The following is a 19,742-nucleotide window of genomic DNA, read 5'->3' as shown; positions in this document are numbered from 1 at the left end:
GCCGGCGTCCGGGCGTTCACGTGGCTCATCTGTCTCCCTTGCTTCTACTCACTCCTGCTCTGCTCCTGCTCGTGCTCGGGCTCGTGTGGTTTGTGGTGCGCTACCAGCGCGGGCAGCTGCAGCAGCAGCAGGAGCTGGCCCAGCTGCAGGAAGCGGCCCAGCAGCAGGCCCTGGCCGCCGCCCTGGTGGCCCAGGAAGACGAGCGCCAGCGCATCGCCGCCGAGCTGCACGATGGCGTGGGCACCATCCTGGCCCTGGCGAAGCTGCACCTCTACGCCCCCGGCAGCCCCCCCGCCCCCGAAGCCAGCGCCCTGATTGACCAGGCCGTGGCCGAAGTGCGGCGTATTTCGCGCAACCTCCAGCCGGCCACGCTGCAGCAGCTGGGCCTGGGCCAGGCGCTACGGGCCCTGGTGCAGGCCGTGCCGACCGACAATGGCCCCGAGGTGCAGCTCGAACAAAGTGGGGTGCTGGGCCGCCTCATTCCCTCGCACGAACTCATGGTGTACCGCATTGCCCAGGAGTTGCTCGCCAATGGCCTGATGCACGCCGAGGCCGGCCACATCCTGTTGAAAGTTACGGCCACTCCCGGGCTGCTCGTGCTCACCTATTCCGACGACGGCCACGGCTTCGACCTGGCTACCCTGGAGGAAATGCCACCGCCCGGGCCCCACGGCCAGGTTGTGGGCATGGGCCTCATCAACCTGCGCAGCCGCGTGGCCGTGCTCGGCGGCCAGCTCAGCTACCACTCGCAGCCCGGCGTGGGCACCCGCGTCGAGACCACATTGCCGGTGACGCTGCTGGCCGCTACTTCTTCGCCTAATTCCTCCATTACATTTGCCTTATGAACACGCCTACCGCTGCCGCCCCTCCCGTGCGCCTGGCCATCGTCGACGACCACATCCTGTTCCGCAAGGGTCTGCGTGCCCTGCTCAGCGGCTACGCGGGCATTGAGGTAATATGCGAGGCCAGCAACGGCCAGGAACTCCTGGAGCTCCTCGACCAAGGCAGCCGCCCCAACGTCATCCTGATGGACATGCAGATGCCCGTGCTCGACGGGCTGCAAACCACGCGCCTGCTGCGCACCCAGTTCCCTGACGTGCGCGTCGTCATCATCTCTATGCACGACGACCCTTCGCTGGTGAGCACCGTGCTGGCCGAAGGTGCCCACAGCTACCTCGTGAAAAATACCTCGCCCGAAGAAATGCGCGGGGCCGTGCTGGCCGCCGCCGCCGCCGGCGCGCGCTGATTGAGGAGTACAGGTTGACAAACCCCTGAAAGCGCGTCATGCTGAACGCCGTGAAGCATCGCTACCGCAGCAGTAACTGGTTTTACTATTGCGGTAGCGATGCTTCACGGCGTTCAGCATGACGCGCTGACCATTTTCCGCCTTATATCATTCGCCCCTTACAGCGTGATGGACAAACCCGCCGTGAAGGTGCGGCCCCGGTTGAAGAAGGCCTGCAACAGGTCGAGGTTGCCGGCATTGGAGTTCGAGCGGTTCGATACGTCGGTGAAGTAGAACTCATTCAGCACGTTCAGGACCGAGGCTTTTAGACCGAACCGGGTGCCGTTCTGGAACATCGGCTTGAAATCGTAGCCGAAGTGCAGGTCGAGGTTGCGCGAGGTGGGCAGGCGGTAGGAGTCGGTGCTGGTGCTCTGGTTGAGAATGGTTTCGGGGTTGAAGTCGGCGTAATACTTGGTGAAAATCAGGAACGACGGCCGGATGTAGGCTCCCCGGAAAGGCTCGTAGCGCAGGCCCACCTGAAACTGGTTCTGGGCGGCATTGCCCACGTGCACGCCGTTGAGGAACACGGCCTGGTCGAGGCCGCCCTCGATGGGAAAGCCGGCTTCGTCGGTCTGGTTAAGCAGGCCCTTGCCCGTCCAGCGCCAATCGCCGAGCGAGATGGCGGCATCCAGCTGCAGCCGGCGGCTGATTTCCTGCGCCACGCTCATTTCCACGCCCATGTGGCGGGCATCCACGTTGCGCACGTTGCTGTACACGCCGGTGCCCGAGTTGAACGAGGTCGTGGTTTTGTTGGCCCACAGCGTGTAGTAGGCATTCAGGGTCACCTTCAGGCTGGGGTAGCTGATGCCGTAGCCGATTTCAGCGCTGGTAATGCCCTCGGGCTTCACGTTGTCGTACTTGCGGCCCGAGGTAGTGTAGAGCAGGTTGAAGAACGGCACCTTGCTGTTGTAGCCCACGTTCACGAACACGTTGTCGTGCTCGGTGAGGTTGTAGTTGGCCCCGGCCTTCAGGCTGTAGCCGTTGAAGGTCGTCCAGCCCGTCGAGGCCGGGCTGCCATCGGCCTGCACTTTCTGGAAGTAGTCGATGCGCTTGTACGACACCTGCGAGAGCGTGCCGCTCACCACGGCCGAGAGCAGCGGGGTTTTGTATTCGAGTTGCGAGTAGCCGCCCAGCCAGCGGGTTTTGCCGTCGTAGTTATAGCTCAGCTTGTCGCCCAGGCCCAGGCGGGCCGTGGGGTCGTTCTGGTTGCCGCCGTTCACGTAGTAGTCGCCGCCCAGCAGGTCGCGCACTTCGCGGTAATGCAGGCCGGTGTAGTCGCGGCCATCCACGCCGGCCGACAGCGTAAGCTTGTCGTTGAGCAGGTAGTCGCCGCCCACCACAAAGCCGTACCAGCGGTGGCTGTTCACGGCATTCACCAGGATTTCGGAAGATTTGCGCTGCCCGTCGGCCCCCACGGCCGCGTAGTTGGTATCGTATATTTTTTGAAAGCCGGTCTGCCCGTTGGCATCGGTCACGGTGTTGGTCGAGGAGTTGCCGGTGAGGGTGGTGGAGCCCCCGCCGGTGCCGTACGAGGCGTAGGCCACCGTCGAAATAAACAGCCGGTCGTTCACCTGCCACAGGTCGTTGAAGTTCACCTGGGGCTTGTGGTAGAAATTGGTCCGCTCGTTCAGGGTTTCCTGGCCGTGGCTCACCTTCACACCCCCCACGATGGAGTAGCGGTCGAGCGTGCCCCAGTAGGGGTTGTATTGGAAGCCCTTGTCGCCGCCCGGTTTCACCTGGGCCCCGATTTCGCGGGCCTTTTCATACGAGTACTTGTAGACCTCGAAGGGGAACGAGCGCTGCCCGTGCCGCTGGGGCGAGCCCAGGCCGGTGAGCGAAAGGGTATGCTTGCCGGCGCGCTTGCTCACGGTGCCAAAGTAGGTCCAGGCATCGTCGAAGGCCTTATCGACCCAGCCGTCGGAGGTGCGGCGCGAGCCATAAACCGTCACGGCCCAGTCGCCCTTGAGCTGGCCCGTGCTGAGCATGAGCGAGTACTTCTGGTAATTATTCGAACCGGTTTCGACGCGGGCCAGCACGGCCTTTCGGTCGTCGAAACCCTTGGTGAGCACGTTGATGGTACCGCCCACCGAGGGCACGGCAATTTTGGAAGCCGACAGGCCGCGCTGCACCTGCAGCGACTTCGTGACGTCGCCCAAATCCCAGTTGCTCCAGAATACCTGGCCGTTTTCCATGTCATTCACGGGCACGCCGTTGATGAGTACGGCCACGTTGCGCTGGTCGAAGCCGCGCACGCTGATGCGCGAGTCGCCGGTGCCGCCGCCGCCCTGGGTGGCGTACACACCGGGCGTTTCGTTGAGGATGAGGGGCAGGTCGCGGTTGCTCAGGGTTTCGCGCAGCTTCACTTCGTTCACGGCCGAGAAGGCCACGGGGGTTTCGCGCTCCTGGGCCTGAGTGGCCACCACCTGTACCTCGGCCAGGCTCGCGTTGTCGGAGCTGAGGGGGAAGGAAGCCACCACGCTCTGGGCCGAAATCTTCACGGTTTGGGTGCTGGGCTTGTAGCCCACAAAGCTGGCCTGCACCGTGTAGGTACCGGCGGGCAGGTTGGCCACTTTGTAATTGCCTTCGGTGTCGGCCCCGGTGCCGGTGTTCTGGCCGTTGCCGGTTACCTGCACGGTGGCCCCGGGCAGGGTTTCGCCAGTCACCTTATCGAGCACGCGCCCGCGGATGGAAAATGTGGTTTGCGCGACGGCTGGCAAGCTCAGCAGCAGGGCAACAAGCGCAGTAATAAAGTGCTTCATACCTATTAAAAAAGCCACCGGCACACTCCGGGCACAACAAATATACGGTGCGGCGGCGGCCAGCCATCAACCACGCGGCCAATGCTTTTCAGGTAGCTACATCCGGCTGGGGCAGGCTGCCCAAAACCATTGGCCGGGCAGCAACAGCTACGTAGTTTTGGGCATGTATTTCTTTCCTTTCGTTCGTATTTCCGCTTGTGCCGGGCTGCTGGCGGCCCTGTGGTTGGCCGCGCTCCCGGGCCGCGCCCAGGCCCCCGTCTACCGCTTCGACCTGCGCGCCGAGAAGCTCGACGTGCCCGCCAGCGCCTGGCAGGTAACGCACGTGCTCGACCTGCGCACCGACCGCAGCCAGCTGGGCAGCATTCATCGCGGCCTGGGCAACCAGCTGGTTCCGGCTACGTTCGCCCAGCCGCTGGCCGCCGAGGTGCAGCAGCTCATTACGACGCAGCTGCCGGCCCGCGCCGGGGCCCGGCCAGTCATCCTGCGGGTCTTCGCCCTCAGCATCGGCGAAGACCTGCGCCCGACGTCCGAGCATGGCGAAGCCGAATTAGTAGCCGACTTCCTGGAGCTGCTGCCCGACAGCACGTTCCGGGTATTGCTGCCGGTGGGTGAAACCACCCGGCGCGGTGGGCTCGACGTGACCAAATTTCACCCCACCAACATTGCCTTGGTGCTGCAGCAGGCCCTGCGCCGGCTGGCGGCCCTGCCCACCGCCCCGCCCACCGCCGAAACCCTGAGCCGGGCCGATGCCCTGGCCGGCCGGGGCGGAGCCGCCGCGTTGCGTTTTGCCGTGCAAGCGGCCGCCGCGCCCAAACGCGGCTTCTACCGCAGCCTGCAGGAGTTTCGCGACAATGCTCCCACCGACCCCGGCCAGCCTTTTCTGGTTACGCACGTGCCCCACGCCGGCAAGCGCTGGGCCGGCTCCGATGAGATTCAGGCCAGCTACCTCTACCTCGACGCCACCCACCCGGCCCGGCCCGTGCCCACCGGCGACCTGTGGGGCCTGAGCGACGGCCAAGAGCTGTTCATTGCGTACCGCAACCGCTTCTACCAGCTGCTGGCCGCGCCCGATGGGCGCAGCTACACGTTTGTGGGGCCGCCCGTGTTCAACCCGCAGGTGGCCGCCGGCCGGGCCGCCGCCACGATTGGGGGCGGGCTCATCGGCGGGGCGCTGGCCGGGGCAGCCTACGGGCCCGACCTGATGGCCCCCTACGAGCTGCACCTGGCCAGTGGGCGCGTGCTGCCGGTGCAGGATGCCGGCCAGACCGATGCCGATGGCTTCGCGAAGGCTGCCGCTACGGCGCAGGTCTACGTGTACCGGACCGCCGATGCCGCCCGGCGCACCACCCTCACCCTCCGCGCCAACGGCCAGCCGGCCAGGGACCTGCCCGCCCGCTACTTCATGCCCATTACCTGGGAAAACCGCCGCACCGAGCTCCAGCTTTGCATGCAGGCCGGTACCGGCCCCGAAACCTGCCAGTCGTTCATGCCCAGCTTCGACCAGCCGACCTACCTGGAATGCACCGTGCCCGCCGACGGGGGCGCGCCGGTGCTGCGCCCGGTTTCGGCTAAGGATGGTGCCGCGGCCGTGCGACGAATGCAGTCGGTGCTAACCGCCGACCCTTCGGATAAATAGCCCCGTGCCTACGCCAGCTCCACGGCCGGGTCCCAGAACAGCTTGTCGAAGTCGACCACCCGGTCTTCTTCCACCTTTATTCCCTCGGCTTCGAGGGCATCCTGCATGGCGGTGGGCGTGGCAAAGTGCAGCCGGCCGGTGAGGTGGCCCAAGCGGTTGAGCACGCGGTGGGCCGGCACCGAGGCGTCGGCGTGCGCGGCCAGCATGGCGTAGCCCACCGTGCGCGCCCCGCGCCGCGAACCCAGGTAGTGGGCAATGGTGCCGTACGAGGTAACCCGGCCGGCCGGAATCAGGCGCACGACTTCGTGCACGTCCTGAAAAAAATTGCGGGGTTCGGGCGGGGTTTCGGCGTTCGGCTTCATCACCGCGAAGATAGGCTTGGTCTGCATGATGGGCCTGCTGGTCGATATTTGGGGGTAGCTGACGCAACCTGCGGGCCGAAAACACACTTATTGGGGTTATCAACCCCACCGCCCTTCGGCGCAAGGTGGCCGGCCCGCGAACATCGGGCCCCGCTTGCGCGTTCATGCTCTCTATGTCGCTGGATAATCCCCCCGTTGCCGAGCCCAAAACCTGGGACACTACTTCGACGCCCGCTCCCACGGCGGCCCCGCCGTTGGCCTCCACCGAACCCGACCACGAGCCGCAACCCAAGGGCAAGCGCGGCTGGCTGGGCTGGCTCGTTGCGCTGGTACTGATTGCCGGCTTGGCCTGGGCCAAAGTCACGTACTTCCCCAGTCCCAATAATGACAAAGATGCCGGGGCAAAAAAGGGTAAAGGCGCGGCTCCGGGCGGCAAAGGCGGCGCTGGAGGCAAGCCTAAAGTACCGGTGCAGGTATACGTGGTGGCCGCCAGCAAGCTGGCTGATGAAGTAGCTTCCACGGGCTCGGTGATGGCCGATGAGTCGGTCACCATCCAGAGCGAGATTTCGGGCAAAATCACCAGCCTTAATATCCCGGAAGGCCAGCCGGTGCGCAAGGGCCAGCTGCTGTTCACCATCAACGCGGCCGACGTGCAGGCCCAATTGCGCAAGCAGGAATACAACATCAAGCTCTACCAGGACCAGGAAAAGCGCCAGCGCACCCTATTGGCCAAGGAATACATCAGTCGGCAGGAATACGAGCAGAGCAACAACTCCTTGCTAACCGCCCAGGCCGACCTGCAGGCCCTGCGCGTAACGCTGCAAAAAGCCTACGTGCGCGCCCCGTTCGACGGCATTCTGGGCCTGCGCAACACTTCGGTGGGCGCTTATGTGTCGCCGGGCACGGCCATTACCACGCTCTCGCGGGTGTCGCCGGTGAAGGTGGACTTCAGCGTGCCGAGCCGCTTCGCCCAGTCGGTGCGCGTGGGCGACCCCGTGCTGGTGACCGATGAGGCCACGACCAAGAAAATCGAGGCCAAAGTCTACGCCATCAACCCGCAGATTGACCCCGTGTCGCGCACGCTGCCGGTACGGGCCATCTATGCCAACAAAAACATGGAGCTGCGCCCCGGCGGCTTCGTGAAAGTGAACCTGGAGCTGGGCGAAACCGCCGAGGCCCTCCAGATTCCGACCGAGGCCGTGGTGCCGGTGGCCAGCGGCTACACGGTGTTCACGGTGAAGAACGGCAAGGCCGTGGTGCAGCCCGTGAACATCGGTGTGCGCTCGGACAAGCTGATTCAGATTACCAAAGGGCTGGCCGTGGGCGATACGGTGATTCGGACGGGCATTTTGTCGGTGAAGCCCGGCGATGGGGTGAAAATTCAGAAGTAAGATTTGATTGGCGGACGCCTGTCATCCTGAGCATTCTGCGCATTAAGCAGAGACGAAGGACCTTATTACCGCTAAACGTTTTGCGTTGATTAAGCTAAGCAGACGTGACAAGGTCCTTCGTCTCTGCTTAATGCGCAGAATGCTCAGGATGACAGGCGGACAAACACATTTAAAAATAGACCGCTTTAAACAATGAGTCTTTCCTCCGTCAGTATTAACCGCCCGGTGCTCGCCATTGTGATGAGCCTGCTCATCGTGATTTTTGGCGTGATTGGGTTCCGCTCGCTCGCCATTCGCGAGTACCCGAGCGTCGACCCGCCCATTATCACGGTGCAGACCGGCTACACCGGGGCTTCGGCCGACGTGATTCAGAGCCAGATAACCGAGCCGCTCGAAGAAAGCATCAACGGCATCGCGGGCATCCGAAACCTCACTTCGTCCAGCCGCGACGGGTCGAGCAGCATCACGGTGGAGTTTGACCTGGGCGTGGACCTCGAAGCCGCCGCCAACGACGTGCGCGACAAGGTATCGGGCGCACAGGGCAAGCTGCCGCGCGACGTGGACCCGCCCACCGTGAGCAAGGCCAACGCCGACTCCTCCCCCATCGTGCTCAGCTACCTGAGCTCATCGTCGCGCACGCTGCTGGAGCTGACGGACTACGCCAACAACGTGCTCAAGGAGCGCCTGCAGACCATTCCCGGCGTGAGCGAAATCCGGGTGTGGGGCGAGCGCAAGTATTCCATGCGCCTCTGGCTCGACCCCGTGAAGCTGGCCGCGCTGGGCGTGTCGCCGGTAGATGTGCAGCAGGCCCTGGCCCGCGAAAACGTGGAGCTGCCCAGCGGGGCCGTGCAGGGCCAGAGCACCCAGCTCTCGCTGCGCACCATGGGCCGTCTGACCTCGGTGAGCGACTTCAACAACCTTATTATTCGCAACGACCCGGCCTCGCTGGTGCGCATGAGCGACGTGGGCTACGCCGAGCTGTACCCCGAAAACGACCAGACCGTGCTGCGCCGCAACGGCTCGCCGATGGTAGCATTCATGGCCATTCCGCAGCCGGGGGCCAACCAGATTGCCATCACCGACGAGTTCAACAAGCGGGTGAAGCTCTACCAGAACGACCTGCCGAAAGACTTGAAAATCAGCACCGGCTTCGACAACTCGGTGTTCATCCGGGCCTCGATTTCGGAGGTGGAGCACACGATTATCGAGGCGTTTGTGCTGGTGGTGTTCGTCATTTTCCTGTTCCTGCGCGACTGGCGCTCCACGCTTATCCCGGTGGTGGCCATTCCGGTGTCGCTGGTGGGCATTTTCTTCGTGATGTACGTCATGGATTTCTCCATCAACGTGCTCACGCTGCTGGCCATCGTGCTGGCCATCAGCCTGGTGGTAGATGATGCCATTGTGGTGCTGGAGAATATTTACAGCCGGATTGAGGAAGGCGAAACGCCGCTCAAGGCAGCCAAAAAAGGGTCGCAGGAAATCCTGATGGCGGTGGTTTCGACTACCGTGGTGCTGGCGGCGGTGTTTCTGCCGGTGCTGTTTCTGCCGGGCATCACGGGGCGGCTGTTCCGCGAGTTCGGCATTGTGCTGGCCGGCTCGGTGCTGATTTCGGCCTTCGTGTCGCTCACCCTCACCCCCATGATGTGCTCGCAGCTACTCAAAAAGCAGCAACACAACTGGCTGTACCGCAAAACGGAGCCGTTCTTCGAGGCCATTACCAATGGCTACCGTCGCTCGCTCGAAACGTTTTTGCAGCGCCGTTGGCAGGCCTGGGTGCTGGTGGCCGTGACGGGCGTGGGCATCTGGTTTTTCATGAAAAGCCTGCCCTCGGAGCTGGCCCCGGTGGAAGACCGCAACCGCGTCTCCATTAACTCCACGGCACCGGAAGGCGCGTCGTTCGAGTACATGGATGCCTACATGAACGACCTGTACAAAGTGCTGGCCGACAGTGCTGGCCGCGAGTCCGACAACATCCTGACCGTGACTTCGCCCGGCGGCGGCGGCGGCAGCGCGGGCAATTCCGGCATTGCCCGCGTGCTGCTGAAAGACGCCGACCAGCGCCCCCAGACCCAGCAGCAAATTACCGATGTGCTGACCGCGGCGGTGAAGAAATACACCGGGGCGCGGGTGTCGGTGTCGCAGGACCAGAGCATCAGCTCGGGCGGCCGGGGCGGCCTGCCGGTATCGTTCGTGGTGCAAACCCAGGATTTCGAGAAGCTGACCACCGCCGTACCGAAGTTTCTGGAAGCGGCCCAGGCCGACCCGACTTTCGCCTTCGTCGACGTGAATCTGAAGTTCAACAAGCCCGAGCTGCGCGTGGTGATTGACCGCGAAAAGGCCCAAAGCCTGGGCGTGAGCGTGCAGGACATCTCCCAGACCCTGCAGGCCGGCCTGAGCGGACAGCGCTACGGTTACTTCATCCGCAACGGCAAGCAGTACCAGATTATCGGCCAGGTGGCCCGCGAAGACCGCAACCAACCGCTCGACGTACGCACCCTGAACGTGAAAAGCCGCACCGGCAAGCTCGTGCAACTCGACAACGTGATTACGCTGGTCGAGAAAAGCACGCCGCCCCAGCTCTACCGCTTCAACCGCTACAACGCGGCCACGTTCTCGGCCTCATTGGCCAAGGGCAAAACCCTGGGCGAAGGCATTGCCGCCATGCAGGCCATCGCCGATAAAACCCTGGACGACAGCTTCTCCACGGCGTTGTCGGGCACCTCGCGCGACTTCGCCGAAAGCTCTTCGTCCATCCTCTTCGCCTTCGGCCTAGCCCTGATTCTGATTTACCTGATTCTGGCCGCTCAGTTCGAGAGCTTCCGCGACCCCGGCATCATCATGATTACGGTGCCGCTGGCCCTGGCCGGGGCGCTGTTCAGCCTCTGGTACTTTAACCAAACCCTGAACCTGTTCTCGCAAATCGGCATCATTATGCTGGTAGGCCTGGTCACGAAAAACGGTATTCTCATCGTGGAATTCGCCAACCAGAGCGTGGAGCGAGGTGCCGACTACATGACCGGCCTGATTGAAGGGGCCACCGCCCGCTTCCGCCCCATTCTGATGACAAGCCTGTGCGCCGTACTAGGTATTCTGCCCATTGCCCTGGCCCAGGGTGCGGGCGCGCTGGGCCGCCGGGCCATGGGCATTGGCGTGGTGGGCGGCCTGCTGTTTGCCACCGGCCTCACCCTGTACGTGGTGCCGGTGATGTATTCGTATTTCGCCACGGCCAAAAAGCATTCCGCTAAATCCATAGAGACCGAGCCGGAAGCGGTAACGGCCTAATAAATCGAACGTCATGCTGAGCGCAGTCGAAGCATCTCTACCGCTTCGCTGCACTGGTTGTAATTACTTCTCCGGTAGAGATGCTTCGGCTGCGCTCAGCATGACCGTGTTTTTTCTTTCATGAAATTTCCAGCTTTCCTTTTTCTCGTTCTCCCTTTCAGCACCCTGGCGCAGGTGCCGGCGACACCGCCGGGCCAGCTTACCCAGCCTGCTAAGGTGCCGGCCGGCCCGCCGCTGTCGCTGCAGGAGGCCATTGCTGAGGCTCTGCAGCACAACTACGGCATTCTGCTGTCGCGGCAGGATGAGCAGATTGCCCGGAACAACGTGACGCGCGGCAACGCCGGGCAGCTGCCCAACGTGAGCGCCAACATCACCCGCACGTTCAACAACAACAACATCACCTCCACCATCGGCTCCAACGAGCCGCGCGTCATCAACGGCGGCACTTCCAACCTACTGAATACCAACCTCACACTGGGCTGGACGCTGTTCGACGGCTTCGGGATGTTTATTGCCTACGACCGGCTGCAAACCCTGCGCCAGCAGCAGCAGCAGCTCACCCGCGCCACGGTGGAGGAAACCGTAGAAACCGTAAGCAACGCCTACTACGATGTCGTGCGGCAGGCCGGCAAAATCAGTTCGCTCGAAGAGGCCCTGCGCATCGGTCAGGCCCGCATCGACCTCACCCAGGCGCAGGTGGACGTGGGCGTGAGCGCCAAGGTGGAAGTGCTGACGGCCCGCGTCGACTACAACGCCGACCGCAGCCAGCTGCTCCAGCAGCAGCAGACGCTGGCCGCCGCCAAAATCACCCTCAACAACCTGCTGGGCCGTACCCCGCGCACGGCCTTCACGCCCAGCGATACCCTAGCCGTTACCCGCGACCTGCGCGAAGACGTTATCACAGCCGGCATCAAAGCCAACAACCCGCGCCTGGCCCAGGCCCGACTGGGCGTGGACGTGGCCACCTACAACCGCCGGCTGGTGAATGCCGCGCGCTACCCGCAGGTGAACCTGGTGACGGGCTACGGCCTGAACCGCAACATCAACAACGCGCAGTTTATCAACCTGCCGACCGGCCCGGTGCTCACCACCAGCACCAACAACGTGCGGGGCCTCAACTACGGCATCACGGCCTCAGTGCCCATTTTCGACGGTTTCAACCTGCGCCGGCAGGAGCAGAACGCCCGGGTGGCCGAGGAGCAAAGCCGCCTCACCCTGGCCCGGACCGACCTGCAGCTCGACGCCAACGCCGCCACCGCCTTCGCCCAGTATCAGAATTACCTCGAGCTACTCGGCCTGGAGGAGGCCAACATCCAGCTGGCCCGCCAGAATGTAAACATTGCCTTGGAGCGCTACCGCCTGGGCCTGCTCACGCCGCTGGCTCTGCGTGAGGCCCAGCGCAATGAGCTGGCCGCCGAAACTCGGCTGCTCGATATCCGCTACGCGGCCAAGCAGGCCGAGCTGGCCCTACGCCGGCTGAGCGGCGAGCTGGTACGGGAGTAGGTCGTTCACGCGCAACCTCACGGTACCCTTTTGGGGCATGACCCCCTCTCCAAAAAAGAGGGGGCACCGGAAATGCACACATAACGGTATTTTGAAAAACGAAGAGCCAGCGCATTGCGCTGGCTCTTCGTTTTTCAGGCAACCAGACCGATGTCCCCTCTCCCCAAGGAGAGGGGGTCATGCCCCAAAGGGGTCCCGTGAGGTTACTCCTTCACAAACCGCTTGGTCTGGGTGCCGCCTTTGGTGATGATTTTATAGAAGTAAGTACCGGCCGGCAGGTCGCTCAGATTGAGGGACTCGGTGTGCGCACCCTTTTCCTGGGTGGTTTCGGCTACCAGCGTGCGCAGTTTATTACCGTCCTTATCGAGCAAATCCACGCGCACGGGGCCGGCTTTTCTCACGTCGTATTCCAGCTGGGTAGTCGCGGCGGCGGGGTTCGGGTAGAAGCTGCTGCTACCGACGCCGCGCTCGGCAGGTGCTTCGGCCGGAGCGTTGGGGTCCATCAGCAGGAACCTGGTGGGCTTGAAGAATTTGCGCAGGCCGCCGGAGCCGTGGCCTACGCCGTGGCGGCGATTCTGGCGCGCAGCTAGCTTTTGCTGCTGCTCGGGGGTCGCATTTTTGGCTACGATGGCTTTAAGGTCGGTTGCCCACTTTTCCTTTTGCGGCTGCATTTCCTCGGTCAGCTTCGAGATGGGGCCATCATACTTGCGGGCCATTTCGGCCACGCTCAGCATAATGCCCCGGGCCTGGAATCGTAGCTGATGAGCTTGCTCCCGCTGAGCCTCGGTGAGGACAGGGCGCGTGCCGGGCGTGGCCCCACCGGCCGGGGCAGCAGCCTGGCGCAGGGTGCGGCCCTGCTCCCTCAGGGCTCTGAGCTGGGTACGGTAGGTGGCGAGCTGGGCGCGGTCGGCGGCGGCGAGCTGGGGCTCCAGCAGCTGGCGCTGCTGGCGAAGCACGGGTACAATGTTGGCCTGAAAGTAAGCTTTGACTTCGCGGCGGATAGGCCGGTTCTCGCGGGGTGAGCGGCGGGCCAGGCCAGCCACGGTAGCGACTAATATCAGCAACAGGACCAGCGTGTAGGTGAAACGTAATTTCATGGAAGAGAATGATGAATAGCGAATGAAAAACCAATAAATCTGACGTTGAGACTACCACCCGGCCAGCAGGTTTAAGCGGCGGCTACGTTTTTTGGGGCGGCCCACCAGCAGCGGACTGCGTAGCACGAACATCGCGGTAACCACCGCGCATGAAAAAGCCCGCTGCTTGCGGCAGTGGGCTTTTTCTATTACAATGCGACGGGTTTACTCTACCACCACCTTGCGCACCACGGGCGTGCCGTTCACGTTCAGGCGCAGGGTGTAAACCCCCGCCGCCAGGACGCGCACGTCAAACTCGGCGTCGATGGCTTGGCCGGCCGCCGCGCTCAGCGTACGGCTCAGCACGGTTTGGCCCAGGGCGTTGGCCAGCGTGGCCTGCACCGTGGTTTTGCCGGCCAGCAGCGGCAGCTGCACCCGGAACGAGCCCGAAGCCGGGTTCGGGAACAGCTGGGTCTGGGCGGCCAGGGCCTGGGCGGCCGTGGTAGCCAGCGCCCCGCCGGGGCGGAACTCCAGCGAGAAGCGGCCCGTGGCGGTGGTGCTGCTCAGGCTGAAGGCGTAGGCCGTGCCGGCCGTCAGCACCGTGCGGGTGCTGGTCAGGGCGTCAATCAGCGTCACGGTCGTGCCGGCCAGGTTGGCCAGCGTGCCGGCCTTCAGCGAGTAGCTGCCGGCTTGCGGGGCGGCCACGTTCAGGGGCACCAGCACCGTAGCCGAGCCCAGCACGGGCAGGCCGTTGATGGCCAGGGCTTCGCCGCCGGCCAGCGAAGTCAGGTTCAGGCCTGTAGAGTTGGCCAGCTTAGTGGCATCAAACTCCACGTCCTTGCCCGCGGTAGCGCCGGCCTGGAAGTACACGTAGGCGTCATCCGAAACCGAAGTGCCTTGCAGCGTCAGGGCTACCTGGGGGCGGGTGTCGGCGGTGCCGCGCCCGAAGTCGGGCTGCGTGCCGAAGGTGGTCACGCGGTTAGAGTTATTGAGGTTCACCTGGCCACTGGTCTGGCCCGTCGCCACCCGCACGAAGTAGCCATGGGCCGCAACCACGAGGGGCTGCGGGCTGTTGCCGTTGCCGCCCACGCCGTTCACGCTGGCGCGGTACGAGCCGCCGTACTGGCCGGCGCTCTCAAACACGTAGATGGCGGCGTCCATGCCAGGGCGCTGGCCGGCCGCTACCGTGCTCCAGTCGAGGGGGCTCGGGTAGGGGTTGCCCAGCAGGTGCCAGCCGGCGGCGGCATCGGTACCGCGGCTCAGCGTGCCCGAAGGCACCGGGCCGTTGTTCAGGCTACCCACAAAATCAATTAGGGCGGTGTTGGGGGTATTCACGGTGTAGCCTTTGCCCACTACCATCGGGTCGCCGGGGCCGGCGGGCGAGAACCAACCCTTATCGAAGGCGCTGAAGTTCGAGCTAACCGTGGCAATACGGTCCTGGTTGTAGCCGAACACCGTTGGGAAGGGCGTTACCGTGCCCGGCGTGGCGCTGCTGTTGTAGCCGCTGTTGAAAACCGGCGAGAAGCCGGTGGCGTTCAGGTCGGCGAAGGTGGTGTTGCTTACCGGGGCCGAGTAGTGGCGGTAGCCAATGGCGTTAGTGCTGTTAATATAGCGCTGCACGGTGACCGCGCCATTCACAACTCCGCCAACATTCACCACCAACGCCGTGCTCGCGGCCGACGACAGCAGCGTCAGCGACTGGCCGTTGGTGCTCAGGTTGCCCGCTTGTAGCTGCAGGCCCTGCACCAAACTCACGCCCTGGCTCAGGTTCACGCCGGCCGGGTTCTGCACGCCCAGCGACAGCACCGTGGTCGGCAGGCCAAGGCCGGTGATTTGCAGTACGGTGCCATTGTACGCATAAATGGCACCAGGGCTGTAGGTGCGGGTTCCCGTCAGTAGCACCGCGCCGGTGGGCACACCCGTGGGCGAAATACCCGCCGCGTCGCAGATGGCCAGCGCAGCGCCAGCCTGCAGGTCGAAATTACCCGTGCCGGTCAACAGCTGGCAGTTCTGCGACAGCACACCCCCGGCCTGTACTGTGAGGGTCCCCGCTACCGTGAGGGGGCCCACCAGCAGGGCGCGGCCCGTGCTGGTGATAGTCACGTTATTGTAGTTGCCGCTGACGGGGGTAATGGGCGATGAATTGCTCACTACCAGGTCGGGCAGAGCGGCGGCCTGGCCGTTGCCGGTCAGATTCACAGTGTAAACAGCGCCATTGGTAGCGTCAGAGTTAATGACCAGCGAGCCGCTGCGGGTGCCGGTGGCGGTGGGCGTAAACGTCGCGCTCACCGTGGCCGTGCCGCCATTGGCCGCCACCGTGGTTGGAGCCGCGCCGCTCACGGCGTAGTCGCCGGTGGGCGTGATGGAGCTGATAGTCAGGGCATCAGGACCGTTGTTAGTCAGCGTGAAGCTTACGGGCGCGCTGGTCGTGCTCACCGTCTGGTTGCCGAAGCCGTACGCCGTGCCACCACTGGGGTAGCTGGTGCCGGCCTGCGTCACGGCCAGCGTGGGGGCCAGCGCCAGCGTGGTGAAGTTTACCATTGCGGCGCTGGAAGTGCTGGTCGTTGAGCAGTTGCTCACGATGCTCACCGCGTAAGCCGTAGCGGGCATCAGGCCCGAGAAGCTCACCGACGTTGCCCCGGCCGCCAGCATCTGGGTAGTGGTCACCGGCATCGTCGTCACGGTGTAGCCGTTGGCGGCCGAGGCGCTGCCCGTAAAGCTCACCGTGGCCGAGCTGCTGGTGATGCTGCCGGGCGTCAGGCCGGTGGGGGCGTCGCAGACGGCAGCGGTGAAGTTGCCGATTTGCAGGTCGTCGATATTGATACGCGGATTCAACCCAGCCGTGAGGTTGGTCGACGACAGGCGCAGCCGCACATTGCCGGCCACGTTCAGCGTGAAAGGATAGGCCGTAAGCGTACTGGTGAGCACAGGCGACGTGCCGGCAACCGTGTAGTTCGTCCCGCCATCCGTCGAGTATTCCAGCACGAAGCTCGCGCCCGTATCAGTGCCGTATAGCGCGGAATTCACCGTCACCAGGCCGGCACCGGTGGTTTTGTCGAAGTTCATGGCCAGGGTGCCGCCGCCGCGCAGGCGCACGCTCTGGGCATTGTTCTTTTTGTCGCTGGCATCGCTGTTCAGCAGCAATCCCTGGAACAGGTTCCAGCTTCCGGTGGTGAGGGCTACCGCCGTGCCGCCCGCCGCAACAACGTAAGTCGATTGGGTGGCCGCTTCGAAGGGCTCAAAAAAGCCCGCCGGCGGCGTAGTGGCCGTTACGTCCACAGTATTTGAGGTACCGCCGGGCGTGGTCACACTCACCGGGAAGGTACCGGCACTGGGAGCCGCGACACGCACCGTAACCGAAGTAGCCGATACTGAGCTGGGCGTGAGCGTGCCGCCATTGAAGTTGACGGTCGAGCCCGTCAGGCTGGTACCCGTGAGGATAACGGGCGAGGAAATACCCACCAGCAGGCTGGTTGGGCTGGCCGAAGTGAGCGTGGGCACGGGCGTTACGCCGGTGCCGTTCAGGGTGATGGAGTAGCTGGGCGTGCCTTGGCTGTTGTTGGTGATAACAACGGTTCCCGTGCGGGTGCCGGCGGCCGTGGGCGTAAAGGTGAGGTCGAAGGTGGCCGTGCCGCCATTGGCGGCCACCGTGGTTGGCACCGTGCCGCTCACGGCAAAGTTGCCGGTGGTTGCGATGCCGGTGATGGTCAGGGCATCGGTGGTGCTGGCGTTGGTAATGGTGAACGTAACGACCGGCGAGGTGCTGCCCACGAAGGTGTTGGCAAAGCCTGAGAACGTGCTGGCGTCGGCATAGGCAGTACCGGCCTGGCTCACGGCAATCAGCGGGTTGGGGGTAACCGCAACGGCCTGGGCGCTCAGATTGATGACGTACGTGGCCTCGTCCGCGTCGTCGTTGGCGACGGTCACCGTACCCGTGCGGGTGCCGATGGCCGTGGGCGTAAACGTCACGTTGAAAGAAGCGGTGCCATTAGCGGCCACCATGGTGGGCACGGTACCAGTCACGCTGAAATCGCCGGTCGCCACGATACCGCTGACATTGAGCACGGTGCCACCCAGGTTCTCGATGGTAAACGTCTTGACGTCGGTGCTGCCGGTGGTGGTGGTGGCAAAGCCGCTGTAGGTGCTGCCGGTGAGGTAGGTAGTCGTGCCCTGCTTCACGTTGATTTCGGCCGGGGTAACGGGACCGCCGCAGGGTGCCAGCGTCGTCGAACGATTACGCACTCCCGGAGCTGCATTTGCAAAATCTGCCACGTTACTGTTGGTATCGGTGCAGCCGTTGCCCCCCCGAAACAGGGCCGAAGTTGTGTTAGTCGGTGCCGGTGCGGCGGCAGTTCCCTCGTACGCGGAGGCCGTTGCGCCGTAGCCCACGAAATCCTGCAGGGCCGCCGAAGCCGGCGGCGTTGTAGCAGTTGTAATGGCCAAGGCCGTCGTATTATTAGTCAGCGCCAGTTTGCCCTGAGAGTTCGACAGGCTCGAAGTAGTTGTGGCAGTTACATAGTCAGCATTACCCGCTGCTGTCCCCTGCGCGATGGTAGCCCCGGCCGTGCCAGCCCCACCCAGCACCACTGTGTAGTACTGGCCGGGCTGCAGGTTGATGGGAGTGCCCGGGGTAGCCGTTACGGCATTCGCCGTGTAGCTACCCGTTGTAGTAGCCCCCGCAGCATACTGAATGGCATAGCCGCTGATATCAATTGCAGCCGTTCCGCGATTGAACAGTTCCACGTAGTCCCGTGTGTAAGTCGTGCCCGCTACACCCGAGCCACCTGCCGCGTATACCTGGCTGATAACAACCTGCGCCCGCCCCGCTAGTGGCAGCAAAAGCAACAAACTCAGCAGCCGCATCCAGCGGAACGACTGCCCTTTCGTGTAAAGTGTGTGCATAAGCAGTGAATGATTGATGGTGGGAAATGAAAATGGTACTGAGCGCAAGAAAACCGGAAGCCACGCCCCCGATATCCGTGTTAAAAAGCGTAAAGCTAGGCAAAGTCATATTCATAAAAACAATATATAACTATACTTACCAATACAATTCAACGAACCCGCTGGGATGGTACCAGACAAGGTAAGCAAAAAAAATGCGCCCATCCAGCTAGCTGCACGCAACTAGCTGGATGGGCGGGCGCTAGCCTTCCATTATCATTATGTGAACCAAAACGAGCCGCTATTTTACGGCCCGCAGCTCTGCAAGTGCCTTCTGCGTTTCGGCTTGCTTGTGCCGCTCCTTCTCCTCGCCCGAGACCGGTACTTTGGGCTGCGTCCCGTAAAAAGCCAGAATATTCTGCCGGGCCACTGGGTTTAGGTTCTCGAATTTTTTATCGGCCAGCTTGCGCAGCCATTCGCCGTAGGTTTCATCGGCCAGCGGGTACTCGCCGGCTTTGGTCGGATGGCCGGTGTCAAAATCGACATTGGCCAGCTTCAGCGGCGCGGCGGCCGTATCGGCCGGCTGCTGGCTAATATCGGCGCAGTAGGCCGCCATGGTTTTGCGGAAGCTCGCCCGGAACAGCTGCTCGGCCTCGGGGGTAGGCAGCTTGAAGGCAAAGGGCTTGAGGGGACCAACTTTAGGCAGCACCCGAATAAAATACGAAATAATGCGCGCCCCGAAGCCCGGTTTTTTATACGTGTCGCCATAGAGCTTGCGGTACTCCCGGGGGCGCTCCTGCTTCAGGTAGTCGCGCCGGCGGGCCCCGGGGCTCAGCTTCAGAATATCCTTGCGCTTGGAGTGCCAGGCCGCCCGGGCGGCCGTCGGAATCAGCTGGCTCACGGCAAAGCGGAAGCTGGCAATGCTCAGGTCCACGTTCACGATGACCTGGCCCAGCTCCAAGCCATAGGTTTTCAGAAAAGCCCGCTCCAGCGTGGCTTTGCTCACCTGAAAGCCGATTTTCTGGTGGTATTCCGAATTGCGGTACTTGCCGCTGGCCAGCTGCACCACATCGAAGGCAAACTCCAGCTGGGTGTGCTGCTTGGGAGCTTCCTGGTAGGTAATTGCACTGCCAAACTTCGCCTGCAGCTCGGGGTATACCGAAGACATGGCCCTGTTGGTGCCCTCGGGGTGGCCGTTGAGGTCGGCCTCGTAGTGGGCCAGGCTGCCCAGGGCAAAGGCGTAGTCGTTGCGGTCGCGGGCCGCGGCCAGCATGTTGCGCACGAAATCGCCCGAGCGCACATAGTGCGTCAGGTTGGTGAAAAGCACCGAGCCGAAAGGATAGTACCCCATATCCTGAATAATGGCCCCGCCGTAGGCATAGGCCTTGGCATCAGCCAGTTGCTCAGGCGTCGAGCTAGGGTATCGCTTCAGAATAGCCGGCACTAAGCAGCGTTCCCAGGTCGAGTCGATATTGGCCTGATGGGTGAGCACGGAGTAGCCAGCAGCCGGCCGGGCTGCCAAAGCCAGCACCAGGGCCAGCAGCAAAGTGAGAGAGCGCAGCATGAA

The 19,742-nt window shown here is 63.3% G+C and carries 11 protein-coding genes; 6 read left to right on the top strand and 5 right to left on the bottom strand.

The window, feature by feature from the left end:
- Positions 1 to 38 precede the first annotated feature (38 nt).
- Positions 39 to 845 carry a sensor histidine kinase gene (locus ABIB44_RS11330; RefSeq protein ID WP_354584774.1) on the top strand — a complete coding sequence of 269 codons (807 nt, stop codon included), beginning with the start codon at positions 39 to 41 and terminating at the stop codon, positions 843 to 845.
- Positions 842 to 1,246, top strand: coding sequence for a response regulator (locus ABIB44_RS11325; RefSeq protein WP_354584773.1), 405 nt, complete (start codon positions 842 to 844; stop codon positions 1,244 to 1,246). Before ABIB44_RS11330 ends, ABIB44_RS11325 begins: the two co-directional genes overlap by 4 nt.
- Before the next feature lie 158 nt (positions 1,247 to 1,404).
- Here the strand turns inward: ABIB44_RS11325 and ABIB44_RS11320 are convergent, their stop codons facing one another.
- Entirely contained in the window at positions 1,405 to 4,044 is a 2,640-nt protein-coding gene (locus ABIB44_RS11320) for a TonB-dependent receptor (protein WP_354584772.1), read from the bottom strand.
- Between the two features lie 163 nt (positions 4,045 to 4,207).
- Here ABIB44_RS11320 and ABIB44_RS11315 point away from each other — a divergent pair, with 163 nt between their 5' ends.
- Complete coding sequence (locus ABIB44_RS11315; protein WP_354584771.1) at positions 4,208 to 5,680, top strand: hypothetical protein; 1,473 nt, start codon at positions 4,208 to 4,210, stop codon at positions 5,678 to 5,680.
- An 8-nt stretch (positions 5,681 to 5,688) separates the two neighbouring features.
- Here ABIB44_RS11315 and ABIB44_RS11310 read toward each other — a convergent pair whose 3' ends face one another.
- Positions 5,689 to 6,069, bottom strand: coding sequence for an MGMT family protein (locus ABIB44_RS11310; RefSeq protein ID WP_354584770.1), 381 nt, complete (start codon positions 6,067 to 6,069; stop codon positions 5,689 to 5,691).
- Between the two features lie 146 nt (positions 6,070 to 6,215).
- Here ABIB44_RS11310 and ABIB44_RS11305 point away from each other — a divergent pair, with 146 nt between their 5' ends.
- The 3 genes from ABIB44_RS11305 to ABIB44_RS11295 all read left to right on the top strand — a co-directional run bounded on the left by ABIB44_RS11305 (position 6,216) and on the right by ABIB44_RS11295 (position 12,218).
- The gene (locus ABIB44_RS11305) at positions 6,216 to 7,433 is read left to right on the top strand and encodes an efflux RND transporter periplasmic adaptor subunit (protein WP_354584769.1); all 1,218 of its coding nucleotides are present in this window, start codon (positions 6,216 to 6,218) and stop codon (positions 7,431 to 7,433) included.
- 192 nt (positions 7,434 to 7,625) lie between these two features.
- Positions 7,626 to 10,715 (top strand): efflux RND transporter permease subunit, encoded by a 3,090-nt coding sequence (locus ABIB44_RS11300; RefSeq protein WP_354584768.1) that lies wholly within the window; start codon positions 7,626 to 7,628, stop codon positions 10,713 to 10,715.
- 120 nt (positions 10,716 to 10,835) lie between these two features.
- The gene (locus ABIB44_RS11295) at positions 10,836 to 12,218 is read left to right on the top strand and encodes a TolC family protein (RefSeq protein ID WP_354584767.1); all 1,383 of its coding nucleotides are present in this window, start codon (positions 10,836 to 10,838) and stop codon (positions 12,216 to 12,218) included.
- A gap of 203 nt (positions 12,219 to 12,421) precedes the next feature.
- Here ABIB44_RS11295 and ABIB44_RS11290 read toward each other — a convergent pair whose 3' ends face one another.
- From ABIB44_RS11290 to ABIB44_RS11280, 3 genes are all read right to left on the bottom strand, one after another.
- Positions 12,422 to 13,315 (bottom strand): T9SS type A sorting domain-containing protein, encoded by an 894-nt coding sequence (locus tag ABIB44_RS11290; RefSeq protein WP_354584766.1) that lies wholly within the window; start codon positions 13,313 to 13,315, stop codon positions 12,422 to 12,424.
- Positions 13,316 to 13,519: 204 nt separating this feature from the next.
- Positions 13,520 to 18,196 carry a choice-of-anchor D domain-containing protein gene (locus ABIB44_RS11285; RefSeq protein ID WP_354584765.1) on the bottom strand — a complete coding sequence of 1,559 codons (4,677 nt, stop codon included), beginning with the start codon at positions 18,194 to 18,196 and terminating at the stop codon, positions 13,520 to 13,522.
- Between the two features lie 280 nt (positions 18,197 to 18,476).
- Positions 18,477 to 19,739, bottom strand: a complete 1,263-nt coding sequence (locus ABIB44_RS11280; protein ID WP_354584764.1) for a zinc dependent phospholipase C family protein — start codon at positions 19,737 to 19,739, stop codon at positions 18,477 to 18,479.
- Positions 19,740 to 19,742 lie beyond the last annotated feature (3 nt).

This window comes from Hymenobacter sp. UYCo722 (genome assembly GCF_040547115.1).
Taxonomy (GTDB): domain Bacteria; phylum Bacteroidota; class Bacteroidia; order Cytophagales; family Hymenobacteraceae; genus Hymenobacter.
Note: the sequence above shows the minus strand (reverse complement) of the source record. Positions and strands in the feature narration are given on the sequence as shown.

What these genes read in the sequence shown, in the direction of transcription:
- ABIB44_RS11325 (WP_354584773.1), top strand. Translation starts at nt 842, where the DNA reads ATGAACACGCCTACCGCTGCCGCCCCTCCCGTGCGCCTGGCCATCGTC.
- ABIB44_RS11320 (WP_354584772.1), bottom strand. Translation starts at nt 4,044, where the DNA reads ATGAAGCACTTTATTACTGCGCTTGTTGCCCTGCTGCTGAGCTTGCCA.
- ABIB44_RS11315 (WP_354584771.1), top strand. Translation starts at nt 4,208, where the DNA reads ATGTATTTCTTTCCTTTCGTTCGTATTTCCGCTTGTGCCGGGCTGCTG.
- ABIB44_RS11310 (WP_354584770.1), bottom strand. Translation starts at nt 6,069, where the DNA reads ATGCAGACCAAGCCTATCTTCGCGGTGATGAAGCCGAACGCCGAAACC.
- ABIB44_RS11305 (WP_354584769.1), top strand. Translation starts at nt 6,216, where the DNA reads ATGTCGCTGGATAATCCCCCCGTTGCCGAGCCCAAAACCTGGGACACT.
- ABIB44_RS11300 (WP_354584768.1), top strand. Translation starts at nt 7,626, where the DNA reads ATGAGTCTTTCCTCCGTCAGTATTAACCGCCCGGTGCTCGCCATTGTG.
- ABIB44_RS11295 (WP_354584767.1), top strand. Translation starts at nt 10,836, where the DNA reads ATGAAATTTCCAGCTTTCCTTTTTCTCGTTCTCCCTTTCAGCACCCTG.
- ABIB44_RS11290 (WP_354584766.1), bottom strand. Translation starts at nt 13,315, where the DNA reads ATGAAATTACGTTTCACCTACACGCTGGTCCTGTTGCTGATATTAGTC.
- ABIB44_RS11285 (WP_354584765.1), bottom strand. Translation starts at nt 18,196, where the DNA reads ATGCACACACTTTACACGAAAGGGCAGTCGTTCCGCTGGATGCGGCTG.
- ABIB44_RS11280 (WP_354584764.1), bottom strand. Translation starts at nt 19,739, where the DNA reads ATGCTGCGCTCTCTCACTTTGCTGCTGGCCCTGGTGCTGGCTTTGGCA.